Raw genomic sequence first — 24,887 nt, forward strand, 5'->3', positions numbered from 1 at the left:
AACGCTCACCCTGTCCAAAACAGGGTGAGCGACAATTCGGTAGCGCTATTCGGTGCTGCCAGAATTGCCCGGCCTGACGGCCGGCGCTTCCAATTTTTTCCACCACTGATGTCAATTACGCTGCGCAAGGCTGCTAGCCATGTCGATTGCCGCAAGTGTCGTATTACGCCCGTCGTTGCGCCTGCGCTGGCTGTGTGCCGGCTTGCGCTGTGCCGTCTGTCTGTCGGCGCTGGTCTGTCCTGCTCAATGCTGGAGTTTGCTGTGCATCGTCATGGCGGCTGCGGCCCGCGGTGGCGTCCCGGCGGCGCTGCTGCAGCTTGATATAACTGCTGGCGGCCAGTGGTACTTGTCGGTATATCAGTACACTGCGCAGTGCACTGCGCCGCACCCGCCAGCTCCCGCCGGTGCGGCGCCAGCGTGCGTTGCGGTACGGACGGCGGGCAGGGCGGACGCGCACTATCTTCGGGCAGGTACGCTGATCTGGCCGTGCCTGTTGCTGCTGCATCTGGGTGTGCCAGGCCAGCCGGGCCGCTACCTGCCCGTGCTGCCGGACAGCGTGAGTGCAGCGGACTGGCGTGCCCTGATGCTGGCTAGCCGGGCACTGGCGGCGCGCAGCGCGCTCAAATAAAGCCGGAACTTCTTGCAGCGGGCAAACTCTATAGCTTAGGAAGCGGAGTTGCCGGCGTTGCAGACCATCGAGGAATGCAGGAGTGACAACTGAACGCGAGTGTGACGAGCGACTGGTCGAGCGGGTGCGGGATGGCGACAAGCAAGCCTTCGATATGCTGGTGGCGAAATACCAGCGCAGGCTGATGCGGCTGCTATCGCGCATCGTGCACGACCAGACGGAAGCCGAAGATGTCGTGCAGGAGACCTTTATCAAAGCCTATCGCGCCTTGCGGCACTTTCGCGGCGAATCGGCTTTCTATACATGGTTGTACCGCATAGGCATCAACACGGCGAAGAATTTTCTGGCTACCCAGGGCCGCCGTACCCCCACGTCTACCGAGATCGACGCGGAGCAGGCGGAAACCTTTGCCGAGAGCGAACATCTGCGTGATATGAATACACCGGAATCCATGTTGGCAAGCAAGCAGATCGCCCAGACCGTGAATGCGGCCATGGATGCCTTGCCGCTGGATTTGCGCACGGCGATCGCCCTGCGCGAAATCGAAGGTCTGAGCTACGAAGAAATCTCCGCCATCATGGCCTGCCCGATAGGGACAGTGCGTAGCCGCATCTTCCGGGCACGCGAAGTGATCGCCGATAAACTGCGGCCCCTGCTCGATATGCCGGTTGACAAGCGCTGGTAGGGCAGCAATGATGGTGCTGTCGGGAAAGGCTTAAGGCGGGCTAGAGAGTTTTTACGGGGCGGAAGGCACGATGGATATTCAACGACGGATGCGCGAACATCTTTCCGCGCTGGCAGATGGCGAACTGGACGAGAGCGAGCGCGAGCTGGCTCTGGCCGCTCTGGCGACCGCCGAAGGGCAGCAGCACTGGCGCGCCTATCATCTGGTGCGTGACACACTGCAGGCCGATGCGGCCGCAGCAGCATTGCCCAGCCCCGCCTTCCAGGCCCGGCTGGCGCAGCGGCTGGCCGCCGAGCCGGCCCATGGCGCAGCGGGCACGCCTGATGCCGACACCCAGACTAGCACCATCTCGTCCTGAGTGGCGCCACGCTCTGGCAGAACTGTGCCGGAGCACAGGTTTTCGCTTACCATAGGCGATCCTGCATGCAGAGACGGCAACACCGGCCTGCATCAGTGTGCTGCGTTCCGCAACCTGTTAGAGACCGATACCTTCCATGAAAAAACAACTTTTTGTAGATCGTAAAATGCTGGGGGCGCTGGCTGTAGGCGCCTGTGTCTGGTTTTCTCCTGCCGTGCTAGGGCTGGCGCCTGTACAGGCCGCTGCCGCTGCCACCGGCGTGGTAGTGGGCTTGCCGAATTTCGCCGATCTGGTGGATCAGGTGGGGCCGGCCGTGGTGAATATCCGTACTCTGGAGCGCCCCAAGAGTGGGCGCATGGGTGCCCAGGGCCAGATCGGCGAAGAAGAATTGCAGGAATTGCTGCGCCGCTATTTTGGCGGCGCGCTGCCCCTGCCCGGTGGCAAGGCCGTGCCGCGCGGACGCCGTCAGGCGCCGTCCGAAGAACCCGTGCCGCGCGGCGTGGGTTCCGGCTTCATCCTGTCGGCAGACGGCTATGTGATGACCAATGCCCACGTGATCGACGGCGCCGACGAAGTGCTGGTGACGCTGACGGACAAGCGTGAATTCAAGGCCAAGGTGCTGGGCGCCGACGCCAGTACCGATGTGGCCGTGCTGAAGATCGAAGGATCGGATCTGCCTTTCCTGGTGCTGGGCAGTTCCGAGAAAATCCGCGTCGGTGAATGGGTGATCGCCATCGGCTCGCCCTTCAATCTGGAAAATACCGTGACGGCGGGCATCATCTCGGCCAAGCAGCGCGATACGGGCGAATATCTGGCCCTGATCCAGAGCGATGTGGCCGTCAATCCCGGCAATTCGGGCGGGCCGCTGATCAATATGCGCGGCGAGGTGATAGGCATTAATTCGCAGATCGCTACCCTGTCGGGCGGCTATAGCGGAATTTCCTTCGCCATTCCTATCGATGAAGCGCTGCGTGTTTCCGAGCAGATCAAGAAGAGCGGCAAGGTCACGCGCGGACGCATGGGCGTCAAGATTGCGGAAGTGAGCAAGGACGTGGCTGAATCGCTGGGGCTGAAGTCGGCGCAGGGCGCGCTGGTGTCGCAGGTGGAGGCCGGCAGTCCGGCCGACAAGGCAGGCGTCAAGCCGGGCGACATCATCCTCAAATTTAACGGCACGCCGATAAACCGCTCGTCCGACCTGCCGCGTCTGGTGGGCAGCACGCCCCTTGATGCCAGACTGACGATTACGCTGTGGCGTCAGGGCAAGCAGCTGGAACTGCCTATCAGTGTGGCCGACCTCGATGGCGAGAAGCAGGCCAAGGCCGGCGCTGCCAAGGGCAAGGGCGAAGGCGCCGCTGCGGCGAAAACCGCGGCCGATGTGCTGGGCCTGCGCGTGAGCGATCTGACTGCCGAGCAGAAGAAAGTTCTGGGCGTGGGCGGTGGCGTGCTGGTGGACGCGGCAGAAGGTGTTGCCGACGAGGCCGGGCTGGAAGAGGGCGATGTGTTGTTGCAAGTGAATAACACGGAAATCCGCGATGCGCGCCAGTTCCATGCCGTCGTGGCCAAGCTCGATAGTAAAAAGTCGGTCGTGCTGCTGGTGCGGCGCGGCGAGCAGTCGCAATTCATTTTCATCCGTCCCAGCGTCAAATAAGGAGTCTGCAGGGTCTGCCGCCAGCGCTGGCGGCAGATCCTGTTCCAACCATGCATTTCACTCTGTATTCCCGCAGTTATTGCCATTTATGTCAGGACATGCTCGATGCCCTGATGCGTATGCAAACCCCGCAACAGCCGATTACGGTCGATGTCATCGATGTCGATGACGATCCGGCACTGGTGGCCCGTTTCGACGAGCTGGTGCCCGTGCTGTTTGCCGATCTGGACCAGCCCGAGCTTTGCCACTATTTCCTGGATGAAGCAAAAGTCCGGGAATTGCTGGCGCGCTGATGAAAATTTGTGCAAGCCTTGGGGTTTTTGTGCATACGGAGAAGCGCAGTGCAGCATTTAGCCGCGCAAAGTAGGGCTTTCCACTCTGAAATCCGGTAAAATGCACGGGGTAAGACGTCCTGTCAGGACGTTAAGTGTTGAGTCTAGCTGTGATCAAGGCGCTCGCCAGGGCAAACAGCCCCGCTCGGAGCGCTTTTTTTGTATGGCGCGCCGGCTTTATGCCTGCGCCCGCTGTTTTGTACCCGTTTTGACTCGTTTTTGACTTGTTTTTGGCCATTTGTTAATGAATAACATACGCAATTTCTCCATCATCGCCCACATCGACCACGGTAAATCGACCCTGGCCGACCGCATCATCCAACTGTGCGGCGGTCTGTCCGAGCGCGAGATGGAGGCGCAGGTGCTCGATTCTATGGATCTGGAGCGCGAGCGCGGCATTACCATCAAGGCGCAGACAGCTGCCCTGCAGTACAAGGCGCGCGATGGCAAGGTGTACAACCTGAACCTGATCGATACCCCAGGCCACGTCGACTTCTCCTACGAAGTCTCGCGCTCGCTGTCGGCCTGCGAAGGCGCGCTGCTGGTGGTGGATGCCTCGCAGGGCGTGGAAGCGCAGACCGTGGCCAACTGCTACACGGCGCTCGATCTGGGCGTGGAAGTGGTGCCTGTGCTGAACAAGATCGACCTGCCGAATGCCGACCCGCCGAGCGCGATTGCGGAAATCGAAGACGTGATCGGGATCGAAGCCGGTGACGCCGTGCACTGCTCGGCCAAAACGGGTCTGGGCGTGGATGATGTGCTGGAATCCATCATCGCCAAAGTACCGCCACCGAAAGGCGATCCCGATGCGCCGCTGCAGGCCCTGATCGTCGACTCGTGGTATGACGCCTACGTGGGCGTGGTGATGCTGGTGCGTGTGGTCAACGGTACTCTGCGTCCGAAAGACAAGATCAAGCTGATGGCCACCGACTCGGTGCAGCTGGTGGAAGACATCGGCGTGTTCGCGCCCCGTTCCGTCTCGCTGCCGCAGCTGTCGGCCGGTCAGGTGGGCTTCATCATCGCCGGTATCAAGGAACTGAAGGCCGCCAAAGTGGGCGATACCGTCACGCTGGCCAGCCGTCCGGCACCGGAACCGCTACCCGGCTTCAAGGAAGTGCAGCCGCAGGTGTTTGCCGGTCTGTTCCCGGTCGAAGCCAACCAGTACGACGCGCTGCGCGACTCGCTGGAAAAGCTGAAACTCAATGACGCGGCCCTGATGTACGAGCCGGAAGTATCGCAGGCGCTGGGCTTCGGCTTCCGTTGCGGCTTCCTCGGTCTGCTGCACATGGAAATCGTGCAGGAACGTCTGGAACGCGAATTCGATATGGACCTGATCACCACGGCGCCGACCGTGGTGTACGAAGTGGAAATGCGTGACGGCAGCATCCTGAAGGTGGATAACCCTTCGCGCATGCCGGAACCATCGAAGATCGCCGATATCCGCGAACCTATCGTCACCGTCAATCTGTACATGCCGCAGGAATACGTCGGCTCGGTGATCACCCTGTGTATCGGCAAGCGCGGTGTGCAGATGGACATGAGCTACCACGGCCGTCAGGTCAAGCTGGTGTATGAAATGCCTATGGGCGAGATCGTGCTGGACTTCTTCGACAAGCTCAAATCGACTTCGCGCGGTTACGCTTCGATGGATTACGAGTTCAAGGAATACCGTTCTTCGGACGTGGTCAAGGTCGACATGCTGATCAACAGCGAAAAAGTCGATGCGCTGGCCATCATCGTGCACCGTTCCAACAGTGCCTACCGCGGCCGTCAGGTGGCGGCCAAGATGCGCGAACTGATTCCGCGCCAGATGTTCGACGTAGCGATTCAGGCGGCCATCGGCGCCACCGTGATTTCGCGTGAAAACGTCAAGGCGCTGCGCAAGAACGTGCTGGCCAAGTGCTACGGTGGTGACGTGAGCCGTAAGAAAAAACTGCTGGAGAAGCAGAAGGCCGGTAAGAAACGTATGAAGCAAGTGGGCTCGGTGGAAATTCCACAAGAAGCCTTCCTGGCAATTTTACAAGTGGAAGAGAAATGAACCTGCAAGTGATTCTGGGCAATTTCGCTTTAATCCTGTTCATCCTGATGGTGGTGACGGGCGTGATCTGGTTCCTCGATGTGTTCTATCTGGCCAAGCAGCGCCGCGCTGCGGCCGACCGCGCGCTGGCCGATTACGACGCCCGCAACGCCAAGCTGACGGCCGACGGCATCAAGGTGGACAATCAGGGCAACCGCGCCGCCATCGAAGCAGGCCTGCTGCGCCAGCCCACGTGGATCGAGTACTCGGGCAGCTTCTTCCCCGTGATCGCACTGGTGTTCTTCCTGCGCTCCTTCCTGTATGAGCCGTTCAAGATTCCATCCTCGTCGATGGTGCCGACCCTGCTGGTAGGCGATCTGATACTGGTCAATAAGTTCACTTACGGCATACGTCTGCCCGTGATCAACCAGAAAATCATCCAGATCAACGATCCCCAGCGCGGCGATGTAATGGTGTTCAAATATCCACAGGATATGAGCCAGGATTACATCAAACGTGTGATCGGCGTGCCCGGTGATAAAATTACCTATGAAAACAAGCGCTTAACCGTGAACGGTGTGGAAGTGAAGTACACTGCGCTGGACGATTATCTGGACGACGAACATCTGGTGTACAACAAGCAGTACACGGAGAATCTGACGGGCGTGAGCCACCGCATCCTGAATAACGAAGCGGCTCCGACGCTGAATCTGGAAGGCGTGAAACAGTTCCCGTACAGCGAGAATTGCACCTACCGTTATGAAGGCTTTACTTGCGTTGTGCCAGCCGGTAATTACTTCATGATGGGCGATAACCGCGACAATAGTGCGGACAGCCGCTACTGGGGCTTTGTGCCGGACAAGAACATCGTCGGCAAGGCATTCTTCGTCTGGCTCAATCTCGGTAACTGGCGCCGTATCGGCACCATCCACTAAGCTGTGGTGAAAGGAACGGTCATGCACACAGGGAAGCAGCGGCAGCAGGGTATCTCACTGGTCGGGCTCATCGTGTTGCTGGCCGTGGGCGGCTTTGTCGCCGTGCTGGCACTGAAAATCGTGCCCACCTACACTGAATATCGCGCCATCCAGAATGCCATCGTCAGCGCCAAGGCGGGCGGTGGCACGGTGCTGCAGATGCAGAAAGCCTTCGATGCCAGCGCCACCGTGGGCTACATCAGCGCCATCAACGGCAAGGATCTGATCATCAGCCGCGGCGAAAACGGCGAGACGGAAATCAGCTTCGCCTACGAGAAGAAAATTCCCCTGATCGGACCGGCCAGCCTGCTGCTCGAATACGAGGGCAGTACTGCCAAGAATGGCATGCCCAAAGCCGACCAATAAACCGTATTAGAAAACCGACCAATCACATAATGAATCTCCAGTTACTGCAAACCCGTCTAGGCTACACGTTCCAGGATGCTGGGCTGTTACAGCAAGCCTTGACGCACCGTAGCCATAGCAGTTTGCACAACGAGCGGCTGGAGTTTCTGGGCGACTCGGTGCTGAACTGCGTGGTGGCGTCCATCCTGTATGAACGCTATGTGCAGATCGACGAGGGCGATCTGTCGCGCCTGCGCGCCAACCTCGTCAAGCAGCAATCACTGTTCGAAATCGCCCAGAAGCTGGAACTGTCGCAGTTCCTGCGCCTCGGTGAAGGCGAACTCAAATCGGGCGGCTTCCGCCGTCCGTCGATACTGGCCGATACGCTGGAAGCGCTGCTGGGCGCCATCTTCCTCGATGGCGGCTTCAACCCGGCACGCGATGTGATCCGCGCGTTCTACATCCCCATCCTCGATACGGTGGACCCGCAGACGCTGGGCAAGGATGCCAAGACGCTGCTGCAGGAATTCCTGCAAAGTAAAAAAATCTCCCTGCCGCTGTACAACGTGGTGGCCACCCATGGCGCCGCGCACAGCCAGGAATTCGAAATCGAATGTCTGGTGCCCAAGCTGGGCATACAGGTATTTGGCCGCGGCGGTAGCCGTCGTGCCGGTGAACAGGCTGCGGCCAAGCTGGCGCTGGAAGTGGCCGAACAGGCACTGGTGAAAACCCCGGGCGCTGCGCGCAAGGCCAAGCCCCGCGCTGCCCAGCTCAAGCTGGCCGGTATTGCCACCGTGCAGTCGAGCGAACCGAGCTCGCCCGCGTCTGGCCCAGCACCGGCAGGCACCACCAAAGCGGCCAACAAGTAAAGAGGCATTATGACTACCGACACCAACGCTCCGTTCCGCTGCGGCTATATCGCCATCGTGGGCCGCCCCAATGTGGGCAAATCGACCCTGATGAACACCCTGATCGGCGCCAAGGTCAGCATCACTTCGCGCAAGGCGCAGACCACGCGTCACCGCATTACCGGCATCCAGACCTATGACGATGCCCAGCTGATCTACGTCGATACGCCGGGCTTCCAGACCCGTCACGCCAATGCGCTGAACAAGACGCTCAACAAGACCGTCACCAATACCCTGATCTCGTCGGACCTAATTCTGTTCGTGATCGAAGCCGGCACCTTCGGCCCGGCCGACCAGCAGGTGCTCGATCTGCTGCCGACCGAAGTGCCGGTGCTGCTGGTGATTAACAAGGCCGACCGCGTGAAAGACAAGGCCGTGCTGCTGCCGTTCGCCCAGCAGGTGGCGGCCAAGTTCAACTTCGCCGCCATCGTGCCGGTGTCGGCCAAGCTGCGCTTCCAGCTCGATGGGCTGGAAAAGGAAATCAAGCGCTTCCTGCCTGAGAACGAGCCTATCTTCGGACCGGACGATATCACTGACCGCAGCGAGAAATTCCTCGCTTCGGAAATCGTGCGCGAGAAGCTGTTCCGCTTCGTCGGCGACGAGCTGCCTTACACCAGCACGGTGATGATCGAAAAATTCGAGCAGGAGGGTGATCTGCGCCGCGTGTTCGCCGCGATTCTGGTCGAGCGCGATACCCACAAGTCCATGATCATCGGTAACAAGGGCGCCCGTCTGAAAGAGGTTTCGACGCAAGCCCGTCTGGACATGGAAAAGCTGTTTGGCGGCCCCGTGTATCTGGAAATCTGGGTCAAGGTCAAATCCGGCTGGGCCGACAACGAAGCAGGGCTGCGCGCCTACGGCTACGAATAACAGAGGGACGATGTCCAACATCACGCTCGAGGCCGACGATACAGCGGCTGGCGCCAGCGCGGCGCCGGCAGTGGCACAGCGTGAGCAGGTGGCCGAGAGCGCTGCGGCTTATGCCGCCCATGCTGCCGCTGCAGCAGTTCCGGCCGCCGCCGCAGTTCCTGCAGCCAGAAAGCCGGCCCGCGCGCCCGCGCGCGAGCGTACGGTCGGCACCAAGGTGGCCGGCCAGCCAGCCTTTGTGCTGCATAGCTATCCCTACAAAGAAACCAGCCTGATCATCGATCTGTTCACGCGCGATTATGGCCGCGTGGCGCTGATCGCCAAGGGCGCCAAACGGCCCCATTCCCAGCTGCGCGGCGTGCTGCAGACCTTCCAGCCGCTGTCCTCCAGCTGGGTAGGTAAATCGGAACTACGCACGCTGACCGATGCCGAGTGGGTAGGCGGCATGCTGCCGCTGGAAAAGACCGCGCTGCTGTGCGGCTTCTATCTGAACGAACTGCTGGTCAAACTGCTGGCGCGCGATGATGCCCATCCGGCCCTGTTCGACCATTACGTGGCTACCCTCAACCAGCTGGCGCATAATGAACCGCCCACCATCGTGCTGCGCAAATTCGAGCGCGCGCTATTGAAAGAGACGGGGGTGGCCGCAGATCTGACCCGTTGTACCGATACCCGCAGCACGGTGCAGGCCGAGGTGGTGTATGTGGTCGATCCCGAACGGGGCCCGCGGCCACAGCGCGCCGCCGATATCTGGCCTGGCGTGGCGGGTAAGACCCTGCTCGACATGGAGCGTGAAGATTATCAGGACGGCGCCACGCAGTCCCAGAGCAAACAGTTAATGCGGTTCCTGCTGGCCCACCATCTGGGCGGCGCACCGCTGAATACGCGGCAGATCCTGATCGACCTGCTGCAGTTATAAACCAGATAAACGGTATCCACCATGAGCTTTCTGCAACCTGTAGGCACCATCATCGACCTCGGCGTGAACATCGACCACGTCGCCACGCTGCGCAATGCGCGCGGCACCAGCTATCCCGATCCCATCCGCGCTGCGTTGCTGGCCGAGCAGGCCGGGGCTGACTGCATCACGCTGCACCTGCGCGAAGACCGCCGCCATATCAAGGATGCCGACGTGATCGCGCTGGCGCCGCAACTGCTGACGCGCATGAATCTGGAAGCGGCCGTAACGCAGGAAATGATCGATTTCGCCTGCCGCATCAAGCCGGCCGATGTCTGTCTGGTGCCGGAAAAGCGCACCGAAGTCACCACCGAAGGCGGGCTTGATGTGGTGACCCATTACAAGGCGGTGGAAGCGGCCGTCAAGCAGCTGCAGGCCGAAGGCATACGCGTCAGCCTGTTCATCGATGCGGATGAAGCGCAGATGGATGCCACGGCCGCCATTGGCGCGCCCGTGATCGAACTGCACACAGGCCGCTATGCTGATACGGCAGGCGCCGAGCAGGCGGCGGAGCTGGAGCGCATCAAGCGCGGCGCGCTGTATGGCGTGGCCAAAGGCCTGAAAGTGAATGCCGGTCACGGTCTGCATTACACCAATGTGCAGGCGATAGCCGCCATCCCTGAAATCGCCGAGCTGAATATCGGCCATGCCATCGTCGGCCATGCCGTGTTTGTGGGCTGGGAAAACGCCGTGCGCGAAATGAAGGCCATCATGCTGGCCACCCGTCTGGGCACGCGCGCATGATTTACGGCATAGGCACCGATATCTGCAAGATACCGCGCATAGAAGCGTCGCTGGCGCGCTATGGCGACCGCTTTGCACGCAAGATACTGGGGCCGCAGGAGATGGAAAAGTATCTGGCTCGTAAAGCCAGAAGCGCGTCACGCGGGGTGCGGTTTGTGGCTACCCGTTTCGCCGCCAAGGAAGCGTTTTCCAAGGCCATAGGGCTGGGCATGCGCATGCCGATGACGTGGACGGCGGCACAGATGCTGAATGCTCCCAGCGGCAAGCCGGTGATCGTCTGTAGTGGCGCGCTGCAGGAATTCATGCAGCAGCATAGACTGTCGGCACAGGTGACGATCAGTGATGAAGAAGAGTATGCGGTGGCTTTTGTGATCGTCGAGCAGGCCGCATGAGCGGCGTGCGGTGGGTGGTTTGAGTGTGGTGAATTCTAGATGAGTGAAGTGGAAGATAGCGCGCCTGATGCGCGTGCACAGGTGCTGGCCACAGTGGCAAGGCTGCCCAATCTGCCGGGCGTGTACCGCTATTTCGATGCGGAAGACAAGGTGCTGTATGTGGGCAAGGCGCGCGATCTGAAGAAGCGCGTGTCGAGCTACTTCCAGAAGAACCTGAGCAGCCCGCGCATCGCCATGATGGTGGAGCGCATCGCCAGGCTGGAAACCACCGTCACCCATAGCGAGGCGGAAGCGCTGATCCTTGAAAATAACCTGATCAAGGCGCTCAGCCCCCGCTTCAATATCCTGTTCCGCGACGATAAATCCTACCCGTATCTGAAGATCACGGGCGGCGAGGCGCCGCGCATGGTGTACTACCGTGGCGCAGTGGATCGCAAGAGCCAGTATTTCGGGCCTTTCCCCAGTTCGTGGGCCGTCAAGGAATCCATGCAGATATTGCAGAAGGTATTCCGCCTGCGCACCTGCGAAGACAGCGTGTACAGCAACCGCACGCGGCCCTGTCTGCTCAACCAGATCGGCCGCTGCAGCGGCCCCTGTGTGGACCTGATCAGCAAGGAAGACTATCAGGCCGACGTCGACAATGCGGCGCGCTTCCTGCGCGGGCGCCAGACCGAGATACTCGACGAGCTGGAAAAGAAGATGCACGCTTATGCTGCCGAGCTGAAGTTCGAGCAGGCGGCCACCGTGCGTAACCAGATCCAGTCGCTGTCGCGCGTACTGCACCAGCAGAGCATGGAAACCACGGGCGATGCCGATGTGGATATTCTGGCCGTGCTGGTGCAGGGCGGCCGCGCCTGCGTCAATCTGGCCATGGTACGGGGCGGGCGCCATCTGGGTGACCGCGCCTACTTCCCCAACCATATCGGTGATGCGGCAGCGATTGCCGATCAGCCGCTGGAAGTGGAAGTGCTGGCCGCTTTCCTGGTCCAGCATTACACCGAGAAGTTCATTCCCGGTACGCTGATCCTCAATATCGAATTCGACCAGCCGGCGCTGATGCTGGCGCTGCAGGAGCAGTGCGGCCACCGCATCCATCTGGTGTTCCAGCCGCAGGACCAGCGCCGCAAATGGCTGGAGCTGGCGCAGAAGGGCGCCGAGATTTCGCTGGCGCGCTTGCTGTCGGAGCAGGGCTCGCAGCAGTCGCGCACGCGCGCACTGGTGGAGGCGCTGTCGCTGGAGCCGGAAGATATCGACACGCTGCGCATCGAGTGCTTTGACATCTCGCACACGCAGGGCGAAGCTACGCAGGCTTCGTGCGTGGTGTTCCATCACCACCAGATGCAGAACGGCGAGTACCGCCGCTACAACATCAACGATATTACGCCGGGCGACGATTACGCTGCCATGCGCCAGGCGCTGATGCGGCGCTACGAAAAAGTGGCGAACGGCGATGGCGTGATGCCGGACGTCGTGCTGATCGACGGTGGCAAAGGTCAGATCGAAATGGCGCGTCAGGTGTTTGCCGAACTGGGGCTGGATATCAGCCTGATCGTCGGCGTGGCTAAAGGCGAAGGCCGCCGCGTGGGGCTGGAAACGCTGATGTTTGTCGATGGCCGCGAGGCGCAGGAACTGGGCAAGGAATCGGCTGCGCTGATGCTGGTGGCGCAGATCCGCGACGAGGCGCACCGCTTCGCCATTACGGGCATGCGCGCCAAGCGGGCCAAGACGCGCCAGACTTCGCGTCTGGAGGAAATCGAGGGCATAGGCGCCAAGCGGCGCCAGCGCCTGCTGGCCCGCTTCGGCGGCTTGCGCGGCGTGGTGGATGCCAGTGTGGAGGACCTGAAGCAGGTGGAAGGCATCTCGCAGGCGCTGGCCGAGGAAATCTACCGCCAGTTACACTGAAGCCTGCCTCTATGCGCAGTCTCTACAGTGTGCTGGTTTAATGTGCCATAGCAAGGTAGACTAGCGGCGCATTGCCCAATTCACGATAGCCGATTATTTATGCCTTTTAATATTCCGATCCTGTTGACCTGGTTGCGCGTGGCGCTGATTCCGCTGGTAGTCGGCGTCTACTATCTGCCCACTACGGTGCTGCCGGTGGCAGATCAGAATCTGGCCGCTACCATGGTCTTCATCGTCGCGGCAGTGACGGACTGGTTTGACGGCTTTCTGGCGCGGCGCTGGAACCAGACCTCGGCCTTCGGTGCCTTCCTCGATCCAGTGGCGGACAAGCTGATGGTGGCCGGCGCCTTGCTGGTGCTGGTGCAACTCGATAGAGCCAATGCCGTGCTGTCCTTTATCATCATCGGCCGCGAGATCGCCATTTCCGCGCTGCGCGAATGGATGGCGCAGATCGGCGCTTCCAAGTCGGTAGCAGTCAGCTCTATCGGTAAAATCAAAACCACCGCGCAGATGATGGCGATTCCGCTGCTGCTGTTCCATGACGTGCTGTGGGGCGCCATCGATAGCCAGTTCTGGGGCGCGCGCCTGCTGGAAGTAGCTGCCGTGCTGACCGTGTGGTCGATGTTCTACTACCTGCGTCTGGCCTGGCCGCTGATCAAGGAGAAGTCCGGCCAGCTGTAAGGGCAGGGCGGGCTAAACGGGCTAAATGATTTTCCATCTTTTTGCTTAAACAAAAGATTGCCATTGACAGCCAGCGTAGTTCCTCTATAATGCTGGCCTGTTGTTGATGACGACGACGCGGGAGTAGCTCAGTTGGTAGAGCGCAACCTTGCCAAGGTTGAGGTCGAGAGTTCGAGACTCTTCTCCCGCTCCAAAGCATCGATAACGTGGCACTAGCAAGTTTTAAAGCTGAGTGCTAAAATGTTGGACTCCAATGCGGGAGTAGCTCAGTTGGTAGAGCGCAACCTTGCCAAGGTTGAGGTCGAGAGTTCGAGACTCTTCTCCCGCTCCAGTTTCCCCGGAAACGGATGGCGCAGTAAAAGTAGTACAAACTCCTACGCGGGAGTAGCTCAGTTGGTAGAGCGCAACCTTGCCAAGGTTGAGGTCGAGAGTTCGAGACTCTTCTCCCGCTCCAGAATTCCGGATAGCAGTGCGTAACCCGCTGTTACTCCTGTCAGATTACCTCAGGCGAGGTAGCAAAGCGGTTATGCAGCGGCCTGCAAAGCCGTCTAGGTCGGTTCGACTCCGATCCTCGCCTCCAAAAAATCCCCATAATATCATCAAGTTACGCATAGGTAGCTAGCTGCGTGGCGTGCTGGATTTGCCTGAAATTCCCTCATTGCTACCTCGAGCTGGTAACAATGCCACCTCGAAACGGCTCGCTTTGGCCGTTGATGCCAGTTAGAATTTGTCAGTTAAATAACCTGAGAGTTGGCATGTTTATCCGCAGCTCTGTGCAGCCCGGAGTGAGCATGCAGGCCGATGAAGGGAATACCGCGGCAATGATAATGTAGCGCGCCCTGGTTCGCTTGGACCGACAAGAACTACGCTGCTCGGACAGCATTGCACCACCTTCGGCTTCAGGGATGCAGGTGTCTGCCCAGATTCACCAAGGCCGCCGCACAGTTATCGATTACTTGGTGCCCCCCCGTCCAGAAAGCGGTAGCAGGAGCGGCCAGAGAGCGTTAGGTCATGCCTTTGTCCAATCAAATCAGCGCTACTTTTTCGCATGAAGTGCAAAGAACATGAGCAGTCTAAGAAAACTCCAACCGTACTCCATATTTAAATGGCTCTGGCCTCTTGTGTTCATTAGCAACGTTGTCGGATGCAGTGGTGAAAAGACCGACCGTTGGAAAGAGCAAGTTTTGCTCGTTGACGGTTCTGTAGTCGTCGTCCAACGCACTGCACAATATGTAAAAGGCGGACCTGAGCTGGCGTTTAATCTTAGTGGCGGCCACATCGCCGGCACGAGCATCGTGATACCCAAGCAGGATGGTAAATCCAATTTTCCTGAGTGGAGCGCCACCATTTTTTCTGACTACGGCTTTCCGGAAGTGCCGATTGTGGTGGATTTTAAGAATGCATCACCTGAGATTTATACGGCGATGTTAGAGCCAAGTCGATGCATGCGGTATCGGCGTTACGTACTTGCAGAGTCCAGCTGGAAGGAAAAGGAAATCGATTTTTCCAGTGTTTCGCTGAAAACGAATCTCTTGATCGATGTGGATGATAGCCCTAAGGTTGTGGACGTTGGTTTGAAAGCGCGTTTGAACAGTGATTCAAGAATCCAAGATTACTACCGCAGCGTGGATGCGGCATCCCGTTGTATCGATAAATAAAAGGTAGGAATATGGCCACAGTTGAAGCGACCGAACTCTTGCCCTCAAAGGCTCCATAGAATCCATGCGAACCAAGAACGTCGAAAACTAAACCTCAAAACTGTCTAGCGAACCCAAGTGGATCATATTGGCCTAAATAATAGGCAGGAGAGTATCTAGAGAACTCGTGGCGATTCAGTGCTACTCTTGTGCGGTTCGTTTTGGCCGTTGATATCAGTGGGATTTGTCACTTTTTATCGTTACGTTTGAACTAACCAGCTTTGAAGGAGAAATTCGGATGAATGAGTACATTCTGTTGATGCACGATGATGCGCCGGATCCTGAGCTTGCGAATGATGATGATGGGTGGGCGCAGTACGTCACCAAGCTGGTATCGACCGGACATTTCGATGGCGGCAGCGCCATAGGGCAGGGCGCAGTTTTCAAACAGGACGGTGCCCATCCGGCAGCGTCACTCGCGTTAAACGGCTATCTCCGGATTCGGGCAGAAGATATGGACGCAGCCAGAAAATTTTTGGCTGGTAATCCGGTTTTTGAGGCGGGCGGCTCGGTTGAGATTAGGGAACTCCTGCGCACCTAGCCGCGCGCCACCAGCCCGATCAGGGCGGAGCGGCCGGTGTGGCGGGCGCCTTCGCTGAGCTCGGCCTCGTACTCGCGCAGTTCGAGGATATCCATGCCGGCAAAGGCTTGCGTCAGCAGTTCGCGCGTGTACAGACGATCGAGCTGGGGCGGGCCACCGGTTTTGTATTCGAGCTGCCCGGGCGTGTAGCCTTGCAGGATCAGGATGCCGCCCGGTTTCAGGCTGTCCCGTATGTGCTGGAATATGCGGGCCCGCATGGCTGGATCGGCGAACTGGAAGAAGATGGCGGCGACGCCGTCATAACGTGCTGGCGGCCAGCTCCAGCTGTCGCAGTCGGCCACGTCGTACTGCACGGTGACACCTTGGCTGCTGGCCAGTTGGCGCGCCTTTTCTACTCCGACGGCAGAAATGTCGAAGGCCTCCACCTGCATGCCTTGCTGCGCCAGCCAGACGCTGTTGCGGCCTTCGCCATCGGCCACGCACAGGATGCGGCTGCCGGCCGCCCAGACGCTGGCGTGCTGGCGCAGAAATTCGTTGGGCGTGGTGCCGAACACATATTCGCTGCTGGCGTAACGCGCATCCCAGACGGCGGCTGGCGCTTGCGTATCAGATGGCTGGTTCATGCGGGCTCCTGCTGCGTAGGCGTGAAAAGAGGGGGCACGGCGGCGATTACAGTGCCCGTATGAATAATGCCACGGCGACGCCGGCTGACACCAGAGCAAATGCCTGCTGCAGAACGGGGCCAGCCAGTCTGGCGGCCAGTAGCCGGCCGCTCGTCATGCCGATCAGTGCACCGGCAGAAAACGGCAGGGCTATGGCCCACTGCAGGTGGCCGGTGGCAGCGCTGGCCGCGACGCCGGAAAACGATACCAGCGCTATCACGGCCAGTGAAGTGGACAGGATGGACTGGGTGTTCAGATCCGTGTAGCGCTGCAAGGCGGGCACCATGACGAAACCGCCGCCCACACCAAGCAGACCGGATAGACCACCCGCCAGCAGACCGGACATGGCCAGTGCGCGCGCGCAGGGGGCGGTCCAGTTCAGCTTGCCGCGCTGTATATCGAGCCGGCAGGGTGGGGCAGCCTGCGTTGTACTTCCCGTGCCGCTGCTACTGCTACTGTTGGCCGCATTCGCACCAGTGGCAGCGTTAGCCACTTTAGCGCCATGGTCAGCGTTAGCACTGGAGGCTGTGCTGCCAGCGGCAGCAGCTTTCGCGCGCTGGTAGACGCGCCAGGCCACGTATAGCAGCACCGCAGCAAACACCATGCTGAGCGGCCGGTTAGGTGTGCGCTGCGCCAGCCACAGGCCCAGCGGCGAGCACAGGATGCCGGCACCGGCGATCAGCAGCGCAGCCTTGTAGCGCACCGTTCCCTGCTTCAGGCCCATGACGGCGCCCAGCGCAGCGGCCAGCGCTACCGCCAGCAGGCCTATCGGCCCCGCTTGCGCCATGCTCAGGCCCGCACCGAACACCAGTAGCGGCACGGCCAGTATGCCGCCACCGGCGCCGGTCAGCGCCAGGATGATGCCGACCGTGAAGCCCAGCAGGCTGACCACCATCATCGCTTGCCCTCCCGCCAGCGCGCGCTCATAGGTCGGCCAGTTCCGGTTTGGCCAGCCACTCGCGGCCTTTCAGCATGCCTTTCCAGTACAGCGGCGGCAGGATGCGTTCCTTCAGCAGCCAGGCCAGCCGCGAAGGGCGGGTGCCATCGATGAACCAGCGCGGGAAGCTAGGCGCCAGCTTGCCGCCGTAGGTGAATTCGGCCAGCACGATTTTGCCCCGTTCTACCGTCAGCGGGCAGGAGCCGTAGCCATCGTACTGGGCGCTGCTATTGCGCTTGCCTATTGCGGCCAGCAGATTGTGCGCCACTACGGGTGCCTGCTTGCGTGCAGCGGCGGCGGTCTTGGCATTGGGCGTATTGGCGACGTCGCCCAGCGCGTAGATATTTGGCCAGGTCTTGTGGCGCAGCGTAGCCGGATCGACATCGACCCATCCGGCTGCGTCGGCCAGCGGGCTGACACGGATGAAGTCGGGCGGCACTTGCGGCGGTACCACATGCAGGATGTCGAACGGGCGGTCTATCAGTTCTTCCTTGCCGTTAGCGCCGATGTGGCGGAAGGTGGCGATCTTGGCCGGGCCATTGACGCGCACCAGCGTATTGCCGAAATGGAGCTCGATGCCGTAAGCCTTCACGTATTCCATCAGCGCCGGCACATAGTCGGCTACGCCGAACAGGGCGACACCGGCGCTGCAGAATTCGATGTCGATGGTGTTCAGCGCGCCGCTGCGTTTCCACTGGTCGGCCGACAGATACATGGCCTTCTGCGGCGCCCCCGCGCACTTGATGGGCATGGGCGGCTGGGTGAAGATGGCACGGCCTTTACCGAGTTCATTGACCAGCTTCCACGTGTAGGGGGCCAGATGGTAAAGGTAGTTGGAAGTCACGCCGTTACGGCCCAGCGTATCCGACAGGCCTTCGATGGCGTGCCAGTCCAGCTTGAGTCCGGGGCAGACCACCAGTTGCTGGTATTTGACGACGCGGCAGCCGTCGAGTATCAGGGCATTGCGTTCCGGCTCGAAGGCAGCGACGGCCGCCTTGATCCAGTTGACGCCGCGCGGGATGGTGGCCGCCATGGTATGGGCGGTGGTGGCCGCATCGAATACGCCGCCGCCCACCAGCGTCCAGCCGGGCTGGTAGTAGTGCACATCGGCCGGATCGATGATGGCGATGTCCAGCTCGGGATCGCGCGCCAGCAGGCTCGATGCGGTGGCAATGCCGGCAGCACCGCCGCCGATGATGACCACGGCATGCGCCACTTCCACATCGTCGAGGGGAGTGCGGCCCTGATTGATGATGCGGCGGACCACGCCTTTCATGTCGTAGCCGGCGCGCTGCGCTACGGCGACGATCTCGGGCAGCGATTTATGGCGCGCTTCGGCCAGTGCCCACATGGTGGTGGAACGCATGCCGGTGCGGCAGTAGGCCAGCACGGGCTTGGGTAGTTCGGCCATCAGCTGACCGAATAGCTGGCCCTGCTCGTCCGTCACCTTGCCCGACACGGCGGGCAGGTAGTAAGTGCGCAGCCCCAGTGCCTGTGCGGCCCGCTCGATTTCGGCAAACAGGGGCTGGTCGCCGGCTTCGCCATCGGGACGGTTGCAGATGATGGACTGGAAACCGGCGGCGCGGATGCGGACCATATCCTCCGGCAGGATCTGGGGCGCGACGGATAATTCGGCGCTCAGGGTGTGCAATTCCATGGCAGTTCCTCGTTATTGTTTTAAACGGCGTTGAGCGGGATCTTGATGTAGCGGGTGCCATTGGCTTCGGCGGGCGGCAGGTGGCCGGCGCGCATATTGATCTGGACGGAAGGCAGCAGCAGTACCGGCATGTCCAGCGTGGCATCGCGCTTGCAGCGCATGGAGACAAATTCTTCCTCGCTGATGCCATTGCGCACATGGATGTTGGACTGGCGTTCTTCGGCCACGCTGCTCACATAGCGCAGTTCGCGTCCGCCCGGCTGGTAGTCGTGGCACATGTAGAGCACGGTATCCTCGGGCAGGCTCAGTACCCGGTTGATGGAGCGGAACAGCGTGCGCGCATCGCCGCCGGGGAAGTCGCAGCGGGCCGTGCCGAAGTCCGGCATGAACAGGGTGTCGCCGACGAAGGCAGCGCTCTGGCTCTCGTTGCTGACCACATAGGTCATGCAGGCGGGCGTGTGGCCAGGGGTGTGCATGGCGCGGCAGCTCAGAGTGCCGATGTGGAATTCTTCGTTATCGCTGAACAGATGGTCGAACTGGCTGCCATCGCGCGCCATTTCCGGCTCCGCGTTGAACAGGCCGCCAAACACGCGCTGCACCGTGGTGATGTGCTGGCCGATGCCGATCTTGCCGCCCAGTTTGTCTTTCAGATAGGGGGCTGCCGTCAGGTGGTCGGCGTGGACATGGGTTTCCAGTATCCATGCGACGCTGGCGCCCAGTTCGGCCACGCGGGCGATCAGCTGGTCGGCCGAGGTGGTGCTGGTACGGCCGGACTTGGGATCGTAATCGAGGACGCTGTCGATCAGGGCGCAGGCGCGGGTAGCAGGGTCAAGCACCAGATAGCTGACCGTGCTGGTGGCGGCGTCGAAAAAGCCTTCGACATGTAATGGCGTAACAGTCATTATTTTCTCCTCGTGGCGCTCACAGTGGCGCTTGCACCGTGATACACAGCAAAAGCTGTGCCAGATTTGATCTAGAGCAATTTTTATTTGCAAGTGATTGATTTGATTCGGGAAAAAATTCGCTGCTCGTGGGGAGTGTGGCTGGCAGTGCCACTTATGGCAGGAATTTGGCAGTAATTGGCACTGCCACTTGACGCTTTGGCAGTGCTGCGGCAGCATAGCAAGCTGAACCGGAGATACCATGCCTACCACCCCTATCCCCTTCATGCCGGCCTTGCCATCGCGGCCGGCCGTGCAGACGCTGATATCCTTCCTCGAGCACGAAGCCCATCCCATGATCGTGCTCGATCCCGACTACAACATTCTGGCGGCGAACATCGCCTATCAGCGCCAGTTCGGCCATGGCGATCAGGCCATCGTCGGTCACAAGTGCTACCGCGTCTCGCACCACTACGATCTGCCCTGCGATCAGGCGGGCGAACACTGTCCCATGAAGCGGGCGCAGGAGCTGCGCGGCCCGGACCGCATCCTGCACATCCACCACACGCCGCGCGGGCCCGAGCACGTGGCCGTCGAACTGCGGCCCATCTTCGATGCGGCCGGTGCCATTACGGCCTATGTGGAACGGCTGGAAGTGGTGCGCAGCGCGTCCGCCAAGCCTAGCGGGGAAGGGCTGGTGGGGCGTTCGGCCGCATTCAATCAGGCGCTGGCGGCCATGCGGCGGGTGGCGCCCTCCATGCTGCCCGTGCTGCTGCTGGGCGAATCAGGTACGGGCAAGGAACTGTTTGCCCGCGCCGTGCACGAGAACAGCGAGCGCGAAGCGGGGCCCTTCGTGGTGGTGGACTGTTCGGGGCTGACGGAGACCCTGTTCGAAAGCGAGTTGTTCGGCCACGAGAAGGGCGCTTTCACGGGCGCCATCGCGCGCAAGGCGGGGCTGGTAGAGACGGCGCAAGGCGGCACGCTATTCCTCGACGAGATAGGCGATGTGCCGCTGGCCATGCAGGTCAAGCTGCTGCGCCTGATCGAGTCCGGCACCTACCGCCGGGTGGGTAGCGTGGAAACCCAGTATGCCAATTTCCGTCTGGTTGCGGCCACCCACAAGCCGCTGGAAAGCATGGTGGAAAAGGGCGAATTCCGTCAGGACCTGTACTACCGCATCAACGCATTTCCCATTGTGCTGCCGCCGCTGCGCGAGCGCAGCGACGATATCCCGCTGCTGGTCAATTCCATCCTGCAGCGTAACAGCTATGCCAAGCGCAAGCTGAGCGTGGCCGATAGCGCCATGGCCATGCTGCAGCGTGGCAGCTGGCATGGCAATGTGCGCGAACTGCGCAATGTGCTGGAACGGGCCAGCCTGTTTGCGGACGACGGCGTGATCCGCGTCGAGCACCTGCCTGCGCTGGGCGTGGCGCGTACTGCCAGCAGCCGCATCAGTGTGCAGGCGGCCGGAACCACGCTGGCCGAACTGCATGCCAGCTTCCAGGGCACGCGCAAGGAACTGGCGGCCACGCTGGGCCTGAGCGAACGTACGCTGTACCGCAAGCTCAAGGAGCTGGGGCTGGACTGACAGCTGCTGCCACACTGTCATGCTGGCAGTAAAACACTGCCATGGCAGTGCTTGGCAGTATGTCAGTTTGGCCTAAGTATTTGATCTGCATCATTTTTATCTTCCTGTTACCACTGGCACGGAATGTGCGAAACAGTGGGCATGAGAACGTCCGATAAACGCCTGTTACGCCACCTGATCATCGCCGTGCTTGTCAAGCTGGTGCTGCTGACGGGGCTGTGGTGGGCCTTTGTGCGGGACGCGCGTGTCGAGGTCGACACCACGGCCGTCGCCCGGCATCTGGGCGGGCCGCTCGGAACTACAGGAGAAAAACAGTGATTTCGGACCAATTAGTGGATTTGTCGCGGCTGCAGTTTGCCGCCACAGCCATGTACCATTTTCTATTCGTCCCGCTCACCGTCGGCATGGTTTGGCTGCTGGTGATCATGGAGAGCGTGTATGTGATGACGGGTAAAGTCATCTGGAAAGACATGACGCGCTTCTGGGGCAAGCTGTTCGGCATAAACTTCGCGCTCGGTGTGACCACCGGCATCACGCTGGAATTCCAGTTCGGCACCAACTGGGCCTATTACTCGCACTACGTGGGCGACATCTTCGGTGCACCGCTGGCCATCGAAGGGCTGATGGCCTTCTTCCTCGAATCGACCATGATAGGCCTGTTCTTCTTTGGCTGGGACAGGCTGCGCAAGGAACACCATCTGCTGGTGACCTTGCTGATGGCGGTCGGCACCAATCTGTCGGCGCTGTGGATACTGGTGGCCAATGGCTGGATGCAGAATCCCGTCGGCGCCGAGTTCAGCTTCATCACCATGCGTATGGAAATGGTGGACTTCTGGGCCGTGCTGTTCAACCCTGTGGCGCAGGCCAAGTTTGTGCATACGGTCTCGGCCGGCTATGTCACGGGGGCGATGTTCGTGCTGTCGGTGTCGAGCTGGTATCTGCTGCGCGGGCGCGATGTGGAGTTTGCCAGGCGCAGCTTCCGCGTGGCCGCCGCTTTCGGTCTGGCTTCGGCCCTGAGCGTGATCGTACTGGGCGACGAATCGGGCTATACCGTGGGCGAGGCGCAGCAAACCAAGCTGGCTGCCATGGAAGCCATGTGGGAAACCAAGCCCGCGCCGGCCGGCCTGACGCTGGTGGCCGGCATCAACGAAGCGCAGGCCCGCAATGACTGGGAAATCGAACTGCCGTGGGTGATGGGGCTGATCGGCACCCGCTCCGTCAGCAAGCAAATCCCCGGCATCCATGCCATCAAGGTGAACAACCGCGCCCGCATCGTGCGCGGCGTACAGGCCGTGCTGGCGCTGGAAACTTTGCGCCAGCAGCGCGACGATGCGGCGGCGCTGGCCCGCTTCAATGAATACAAGGGTGATCTGGGCTTTGGCCTGCTGCTGAAAAAATACGTGGCCGATGTGCGCCTAGCCACGCCTGCCATGATAGAGCGCGCCGTCGATGATACGGTGCCCCGCGTACTGCCCATGTTCTGGGCTTTCCGCCTGATGGTGGGGCTGGGCATGGCCATGCTGCTGCTGTTCGCGCTGGCGTTCTGGAGCACCGTCAAACTGGTGTGCGGGCAGTCGCGCTGGCTGCTGCGCTGGGCGCTGTGGATGCTGCCTGCTCCATGGCTGGCCTGCGAGCTGGGCTGGTTTGTCGCCGAGTACGGGCGCCAGCCATGGACCATCTACGGCGTGCTGCCTACCCATATGAGCGTCTCCACTTTGAGTGTGGCCAATCTGTACGGATCGCTGACCGGCTTTGTGGCTTTCTATACCGTGCTGCTGGTGGTGGAAGTGTTCCTGATGGTGAAGTTCGCCCGCCAGGGCCCCGGCAGCCTGGGTACGGGCCGCTATGACTATGACCTGACGCGCAAGGAGCTGCAGCATGCTTGATTACAGCACATTGAAAATTATCTGGTGGCTGCTGGTAGGGGTGCTGCTGGTGGGCTTTGCCATCATGGACGGCCATGATATGGGTGTCGGCACCTTGCTGCCCTATGTGGGGCGCAGCGATCTGGAGCGGCGCGTGGTGATCAACACGGTGGGCCCGCACTGGGATGGCAATCAGGTGTGGTTCATCACGGGCGGCGGCGCACTGTTTGCCGCCTGGCCGGTGGTCTATGCCACCGCGTTCAGTGGCTTCTACTGGGCCATGATGCTGGTGCTGTGGGCGCTGTTCTTCCGCCCGGTCGGCTTCGATTACCGCAGCAAGATCCACCATCCGCTATGGCGCAGCGTGTGGGACTGGGGTCTGTTCGTGGGCGGCACGGTGCCGCCACTGGTGTTCGGCATCGCCTTCGGCAACCTGCTGCAGGGCGTGCCGTTCCACTTCGACCAGTATCTGGTATCGACCTACACGGGCAGTTTCTGGCAGTTGCTCAATCCCTTTGCCTTGCTGGCCGGTGTGGTCAGCAGCGCCATGCTGACCATGCAGGGCGGTGCCTATCTGGCGCACCGTACGGAAGGCGCATTGCAGGCACGCGCGATCCGCGCGGCCGTCGTGGCAGCCGTGCTGCTATGCCTGAGCTTTGCCGGCGCCGGCGTGTGGCTGCAGAGCATACCCGGCTACCGGATTACTTCCGTGATCGCTCCGGCTGCCTTGCCCGATGTGCTGGGCAAAACCGTGGTGCGCGAAGCGGGAGCGTGGATGGCCAACTATGCGCGCCAGCCTGCACTCTGGCTGCTGCCAGCGCTGGGGCTGGGCGGTGCGCTGCTGGCCGCACTGTTGCTGCTCAAGCGTCGCACGCTGTCAGCGTTCGTGCTGTCCTCGCTGGCGCTGGTGGGCGTGATCGGCACGGCGGGCGCATCCATGTTCCCGTTTGTAATGCCATCGTCGTCCATGCCGGCGGCCAGCCTGACCGTTTGGGATAGCGTGTCCAGTCATCTGAGTCTGGCCATCATGTTCTGGGCCACGCTGCTGTTCATGCCGCTGGTAATTCTGTACACCTCGTGGGCCTACCGCGTCATGCGTGGCAAGGTGACTGCAGCGCATATCGCCGCGCACGAGCACACGGCTTATTAAATTCTGCAAGCTAAAGAAGGAGAACATCATGTGGTACTTTGCCTGGATACTGGGTGTGGGTTTTGCGCTGGCGCTGGCGATATTGAATGCCATGTGGGGCGAGAATGCAGCGGCGCGCGCGGCGCATGAGGCAGAAGGAGGGCAGTTGTGAAGGCGGACCAGCTGGAGCAGCTGCAGTTCTCGCAGCTGCATTTAAGCAGTCTGGCGGCCGGCCTGCTGCTGATGCTGGTAGCGACTCTCTACCCGCCTTTGTTCCAGCGTGCCGACGGCAGCGCCGATCACGCGCTGGCGACCTTGCTGTTTGCCGCCATGAGTACGGGACTGATACGCGGGGTAGGCTATATACCGGTGCAGCCCGTGCTGCGCTGGGTATTCTCGGGCTGGAGCTGTCTGTTATGTTTGCTGCTGGCCGCTGCCCTGAAAATGGGAGGTGGAATCTGATGGCAGGCTGGCACTGAATACGTAAGCGC

The 24,887-nt window shown here is 60.7% G+C and carries 27 protein-coding genes and 4 tRNA genes; 27 read left to right on the forward strand and 4 right to left on the reverse strand.

Annotated elements, in window-relative coordinates; translation table 11 throughout:
* Nucleotides 1-139: 139 nt before the first annotated feature.
* The 21 genes from GTP23_RS09830 (at nt 140) to GTP23_RS09930 (ending at nt 15,677) form a co-directional block, all read left to right on the forward strand.
* Nucleotides 140-628: a protein YgfX gene (locus tag GTP23_RS09830; RefSeq protein WP_161034993.1), complete on the forward strand. Its 489-nt coding sequence runs from the start codon at nt 140-142 to the stop codon at nt 626-628.
* Nucleotides 629-710: 82 nt separating this feature from the next.
* Nucleotides 711-1,313, forward strand: a complete 603-nt coding sequence (rpoE, locus tag GTP23_RS09835) for an RNA polymerase sigma factor RpoE (RefSeq protein ID WP_161034994.1) — start codon at nt 711-713, stop codon at nt 1,311-1,313.
* Between the two features lie 70 nt (nt 1,314-1,383).
* Complete coding sequence (locus GTP23_RS09840; protein WP_161034995.1) at nt 1,384-1,671, forward strand: sigma-E factor negative regulatory protein; 288 nt, start codon at nt 1,384-1,386, stop codon at nt 1,669-1,671.
* A gap of 136 nt (nt 1,672-1,807) precedes the next feature.
* On the forward strand, nt 1,808-3,319 hold the full coding sequence (locus tag GTP23_RS09845) for a Do family serine endopeptidase (protein ID WP_161034996.1): 1,512 nt from the start codon (nt 1,808-1,810) through the stop codon (nt 3,317-3,319).
* Between the two features lie 50 nt (nt 3,320-3,369).
* On the forward strand, nt 3,370-3,612 hold the full coding sequence (locus tag GTP23_RS09850) for a glutaredoxin family protein (RefSeq protein WP_161034997.1): 243 nt from the start codon (nt 3,370-3,372) through the stop codon (nt 3,610-3,612).
* A gap of 283 nt (nt 3,613-3,895) precedes the next feature.
* On the forward strand, nt 3,896-5,689 hold the full coding sequence (gene lepA / locus GTP23_RS09855) for a translation elongation factor 4 (RefSeq protein ID WP_155435124.1): 1,794 nt from the start codon (nt 3,896-3,898) through the stop codon (nt 5,687-5,689).
* A complete protein-coding gene (lepB, locus tag GTP23_RS09860) occupies nt 5,686-6,603 on the forward strand; it encodes a signal peptidase I (RefSeq protein WP_161034998.1) in 918 nt (305 codons plus the stop codon). Before lepA ends, lepB begins: the two co-directional genes overlap by 4 nt.
* A 21-nt stretch (nt 6,604-6,624) precedes the next feature.
* The gene (locus GTP23_RS09865) at nt 6,625-7,008 is read left to right on the forward strand and encodes a DUF4845 domain-containing protein (protein ID WP_161034999.1); all 384 of its coding nucleotides are present in this window, start codon (nt 6,625-6,627) and stop codon (nt 7,006-7,008) included.
* A gap of 29 nt (nt 7,009-7,037) precedes the next feature.
* Nucleotides 7,038-7,856 carry a ribonuclease III gene (gene rnc / locus GTP23_RS09870; RefSeq protein WP_161035000.1) on the forward strand — a complete coding sequence of 273 codons (819 nt, stop codon included), beginning with the start codon at nt 7,038-7,040 and terminating at the stop codon, nt 7,854-7,856.
* A 9-nt stretch (nt 7,857-7,865) separates the two neighbouring features.
* On the forward strand, nt 7,866-8,765 hold the full coding sequence (era, locus tag GTP23_RS09875) for a GTPase Era (protein ID WP_155435128.1): 900 nt from the start codon (nt 7,866-7,868) through the stop codon (nt 8,763-8,765).
* A gap of 10 nt (nt 8,766-8,775) precedes the next feature.
* Nucleotides 8,776-9,681 (forward strand): DNA repair protein RecO, encoded by a 906-nt coding sequence (gene recO, locus GTP23_RS09880; protein ID WP_161035001.1) that lies wholly within the window; start codon nt 8,776-8,778, stop codon nt 9,679-9,681.
* Between the two features lie 21 nt (nt 9,682-9,702).
* On the forward strand, nt 9,703-10,464 hold the full coding sequence (gene pdxJ / locus GTP23_RS09885; protein ID WP_161035002.1) for a pyridoxine 5'-phosphate synthase: 762 nt from the start codon (nt 9,703-9,705) through the stop codon (nt 10,462-10,464).
* Entirely contained in the window at nt 10,461-10,856 is a 396-nt protein-coding gene (acpS, locus tag GTP23_RS09890) for a holo-ACP synthase (RefSeq protein ID WP_161035003.1), read from the forward strand. Before pdxJ ends, acpS begins: the two co-directional genes overlap by 4 nt.
* Before the next feature lie 39 nt (nt 10,857-10,895).
* Nucleotides 10,896-12,758 (forward strand): excinuclease ABC subunit UvrC, encoded by a 1,863-nt coding sequence (uvrC, locus tag GTP23_RS09895; protein WP_161035004.1) that lies wholly within the window; start codon nt 10,896-10,898, stop codon nt 12,756-12,758.
* Nucleotides 12,759-12,857: 99 nt separating this feature from the next.
* Nucleotides 12,858-13,439: a CDP-diacylglycerol--glycerol-3-phosphate 3-phosphatidyltransferase gene (pgsA, locus tag GTP23_RS09900; RefSeq protein ID WP_161035005.1), complete on the forward strand. Its 582-nt coding sequence runs from the start codon at nt 12,858-12,860 to the stop codon at nt 13,437-13,439.
* Nucleotides 13,440-13,556: 117 nt separating this feature from the next.
* Nucleotides 13,557-13,632, forward strand: a tRNA-Gly gene (locus GTP23_RS09905).
* Nucleotides 13,633-13,694: 62 nt separating this feature from the next.
* Nucleotides 13,695-13,770 (forward strand) — tRNA-Gly (locus GTP23_RS09910).
* Nucleotides 13,771-13,817: 47 nt separating this feature from the next.
* Nucleotides 13,818-13,893: transfer RNA gene (locus tag GTP23_RS09915), tRNA-Gly, on the forward strand.
* A 52-nt stretch (nt 13,894-13,945) separates the two neighbouring features.
* Nucleotides 13,946-14,019 (forward strand) — tRNA-Cys (locus GTP23_RS09920).
* A 484-nt stretch (nt 14,020-14,503) separates the two neighbouring features.
* Nucleotides 14,504-15,097, forward strand: coding sequence for a hypothetical protein (locus GTP23_RS09925; RefSeq protein ID WP_161035006.1), 594 nt, complete (start codon nt 14,504-14,506; stop codon nt 15,095-15,097).
* Nucleotides 15,098-15,374: 277 nt separating this feature from the next.
* A complete protein-coding gene (locus GTP23_RS09930) occupies nt 15,375-15,677 on the forward strand; it encodes a YciI family protein (protein WP_161035007.1) in 303 nt (100 codons plus the stop codon).
* On the opposite strand, the gene GTP23_RS09935 is transcribed toward GTP23_RS09930, so the two are convergent.
* The 4 genes from GTP23_RS09935 to GTP23_RS09950 are packed head-to-tail and all read right to left on the reverse strand — an operon-like array spanning nt 15,674 to nt 19,835.
* Nucleotides 15,674-16,300, reverse strand: coding sequence for a class I SAM-dependent methyltransferase (locus tag GTP23_RS09935; protein ID WP_161035008.1), 627 nt, complete (start codon nt 16,298-16,300; stop codon nt 15,674-15,676). The genes GTP23_RS09930 and GTP23_RS09935 overlap by 4 nt on opposite strands.
* A gap of 46 nt (nt 16,301-16,346) precedes the next feature.
* Entirely contained in the window at nt 16,347-17,237 is an 891-nt protein-coding gene (locus tag GTP23_RS09940; protein ID WP_161035009.1) for a sulfite exporter TauE/SafE family protein, read from the reverse strand.
* 25 nt (nt 17,238-17,262) lie between these two features.
* Nucleotides 17,263-18,933 carry a bifunctional protein tyrosine phosphatase family protein/NAD(P)/FAD-dependent oxidoreductase gene (locus tag GTP23_RS09945; RefSeq protein WP_161035010.1) on the reverse strand — a complete coding sequence of 557 codons (1,671 nt, stop codon included), beginning with the start codon at nt 18,931-18,933 and terminating at the stop codon, nt 17,263-17,265.
* Nucleotides 18,934-18,953: 20 nt separating this feature from the next.
* The gene (locus GTP23_RS09950) at nt 18,954-19,835 is read right to left on the reverse strand and encodes an MBL fold metallo-hydrolase (protein ID WP_161035011.1); all 882 of its coding nucleotides are present in this window, start codon (nt 19,833-19,835) and stop codon (nt 18,954-18,956) included.
* A gap of 265 nt (nt 19,836-20,100) precedes the next feature.
* On the opposite strand from GTP23_RS09950, the gene GTP23_RS09955 reads away from it, so the two are divergent.
* From GTP23_RS09955 to GTP23_RS09975, 6 genes are all read left to right on the forward strand, one after another.
* A complete protein-coding gene (locus tag GTP23_RS09955; protein ID WP_229256077.1) occupies nt 20,101-21,402 on the forward strand; it encodes a sigma-54 interaction domain-containing protein in 1,302 nt (433 codons plus the stop codon).
* Nucleotides 21,403-21,543: 141 nt separating this feature from the next.
* A complete protein-coding gene (gene cydP / locus GTP23_RS22595) occupies nt 21,544-21,720 on the forward strand; it encodes a cytochrome oxidase putative small subunit CydP (RefSeq protein ID WP_196308764.1) in 177 nt (58 codons plus the stop codon).
* Nucleotides 21,717-23,288, forward strand: a complete 1,572-nt coding sequence (locus tag GTP23_RS09960) for a cytochrome ubiquinol oxidase subunit I (RefSeq protein WP_161035013.1) — start codon at nt 21,717-21,719, stop codon at nt 23,286-23,288. Before cydP ends, GTP23_RS09960 begins: the two co-directional genes overlap by 4 nt.
* On the forward strand, nt 23,281-24,417 hold the full coding sequence (gene cydB, locus GTP23_RS09965) for a cytochrome d ubiquinol oxidase subunit II (RefSeq protein WP_161035014.1): 1,137 nt from the start codon (nt 23,281-23,283) through the stop codon (nt 24,415-24,417). Before GTP23_RS09960 ends, cydB begins: the two co-directional genes overlap by 8 nt.
* Nucleotides 24,418-24,445: 28 nt before the next feature.
* Complete coding sequence (gene cydX / locus GTP23_RS09970; RefSeq protein ID WP_161035015.1) at nt 24,446-24,568, forward strand: cytochrome bd-I oxidase subunit CydX; 123 nt, start codon at nt 24,446-24,448, stop codon at nt 24,566-24,568.
* Nucleotides 24,565-24,858: a cyd operon YbgE family protein gene (locus GTP23_RS09975; RefSeq protein WP_371866878.1), complete on the forward strand. Its 294-nt coding sequence runs from the start codon at nt 24,565-24,567 to the stop codon at nt 24,856-24,858. Before cydX ends, GTP23_RS09975 begins: the two co-directional genes overlap by 4 nt.
* Nucleotides 24,859-24,887: the final 29 nt, after the last annotated feature.

The sequence above is a fragment of the Duganella fentianensis genome (assembly GCF_009857835.1).
In the GTDB taxonomy this organism is placed as follows: Bacteria; Pseudomonadota; Gammaproteobacteria; order Burkholderiales; family Burkholderiaceae_D; genus Rugamonas; species Rugamonas fentianensis.

Bases quoted from the DNA above. Each gene is read 5' to 3' on its own strand.
- GTP23_RS09830 (WP_161034993.1), top strand. From the start codon at position 140: ATGTCGATTGCCGCAAGTGTCGTATTACGCCCGTCGTTGCGCCTGCGC.
- GTP23_RS09840 (WP_161034995.1), top strand. From the start codon at position 1,384: ATGGATATTCAACGACGGATGCGCGAACATCTTTCCGCGCTGGCAGAT.
- GTP23_RS09845 (WP_161034996.1), top strand. From the start codon at position 1,808: ATGAAAAAACAACTTTTTGTAGATCGTAAAATGCTGGGGGCGCTGGCT.
- GTP23_RS09850 (WP_161034997.1), top strand. From the start codon at position 3,370: ATGCATTTCACTCTGTATTCCCGCAGTTATTGCCATTTATGTCAGGAC.
- lepA (WP_155435124.1), top strand. From the start codon at position 3,896: ATGAATAACATACGCAATTTCTCCATCATCGCCCACATCGACCACGGT.
- lepB (WP_161034998.1), top strand. From the start codon at position 5,686: ATGAACCTGCAAGTGATTCTGGGCAATTTCGCTTTAATCCTGTTCATC.
- GTP23_RS09865 (WP_161034999.1), top strand. From the start codon at position 6,625: ATGCACACAGGGAAGCAGCGGCAGCAGGGTATCTCACTGGTCGGGCTC.
- rnc (WP_161035000.1), top strand. From the start codon at position 7,038: ATGAATCTCCAGTTACTGCAAACCCGTCTAGGCTACACGTTCCAGGAT.
- era (WP_155435128.1), top strand. From the start codon at position 7,866: ATGACTACCGACACCAACGCTCCGTTCCGCTGCGGCTATATCGCCATC.
- recO (WP_161035001.1), top strand. From the start codon at position 8,776: ATGTCCAACATCACGCTCGAGGCCGACGATACAGCGGCTGGCGCCAGC.
- pdxJ (WP_161035002.1), top strand. From the start codon at position 9,703: ATGAGCTTTCTGCAACCTGTAGGCACCATCATCGACCTCGGCGTGAAC.
- acpS (WP_161035003.1), top strand. From the start codon at position 10,461: ATGATTTACGGCATAGGCACCGATATCTGCAAGATACCGCGCATAGAA.
- uvrC (WP_161035004.1), top strand. From the start codon at position 10,896: ATGAGTGAAGTGGAAGATAGCGCGCCTGATGCGCGTGCACAGGTGCTG.
- pgsA (WP_161035005.1), top strand. From the start codon at position 12,858: ATGCCTTTTAATATTCCGATCCTGTTGACCTGGTTGCGCGTGGCGCTG.
- GTP23_RS09925 (WP_161035006.1), top strand. From the start codon at position 14,504: ATGAGCAGTCTAAGAAAACTCCAACCGTACTCCATATTTAAATGGCTC.
- GTP23_RS09930 (WP_161035007.1), top strand. From the start codon at position 15,375: ATGAATGAGTACATTCTGTTGATGCACGATGATGCGCCGGATCCTGAG.
- GTP23_RS09935 (WP_161035008.1), bottom strand. From the start codon at position 16,300: ATGAACCAGCCATCTGATACGCAAGCGCCAGCCGCCGTCTGGGATGCG.
- GTP23_RS09940 (WP_161035009.1), bottom strand. From the start codon at position 17,237: ATGATGGTGGTCAGCCTGCTGGGCTTCACGGTCGGCATCATCCTGGCG.
- GTP23_RS09945 (WP_161035010.1), bottom strand. From the start codon at position 18,933: ATGGAATTGCACACCCTGAGCGCCGAATTATCCGTCGCGCCCCAGATC.
- GTP23_RS09950 (WP_161035011.1), bottom strand. From the start codon at position 19,835: ATGACTGTTACGCCATTACATGTCGAAGGCTTTTTCGACGCCGCCACC.
- GTP23_RS09955 (WP_229256077.1), top strand. From the start codon at position 20,101: ATGCCGGCCTTGCCATCGCGGCCGGCCGTGCAGACGCTGATATCCTTC.
- cydP (WP_196308764.1), top strand. From the start codon at position 21,544: ATGAGAACGTCCGATAAACGCCTGTTACGCCACCTGATCATCGCCGTG.
- cydB (WP_161035014.1), top strand. From the start codon at position 23,281: ATGCTTGATTACAGCACATTGAAAATTATCTGGTGGCTGCTGGTAGGG.
- cydX (WP_161035015.1), top strand. From the start codon at position 24,446: ATGTGGTACTTTGCCTGGATACTGGGTGTGGGTTTTGCGCTGGCGCTG.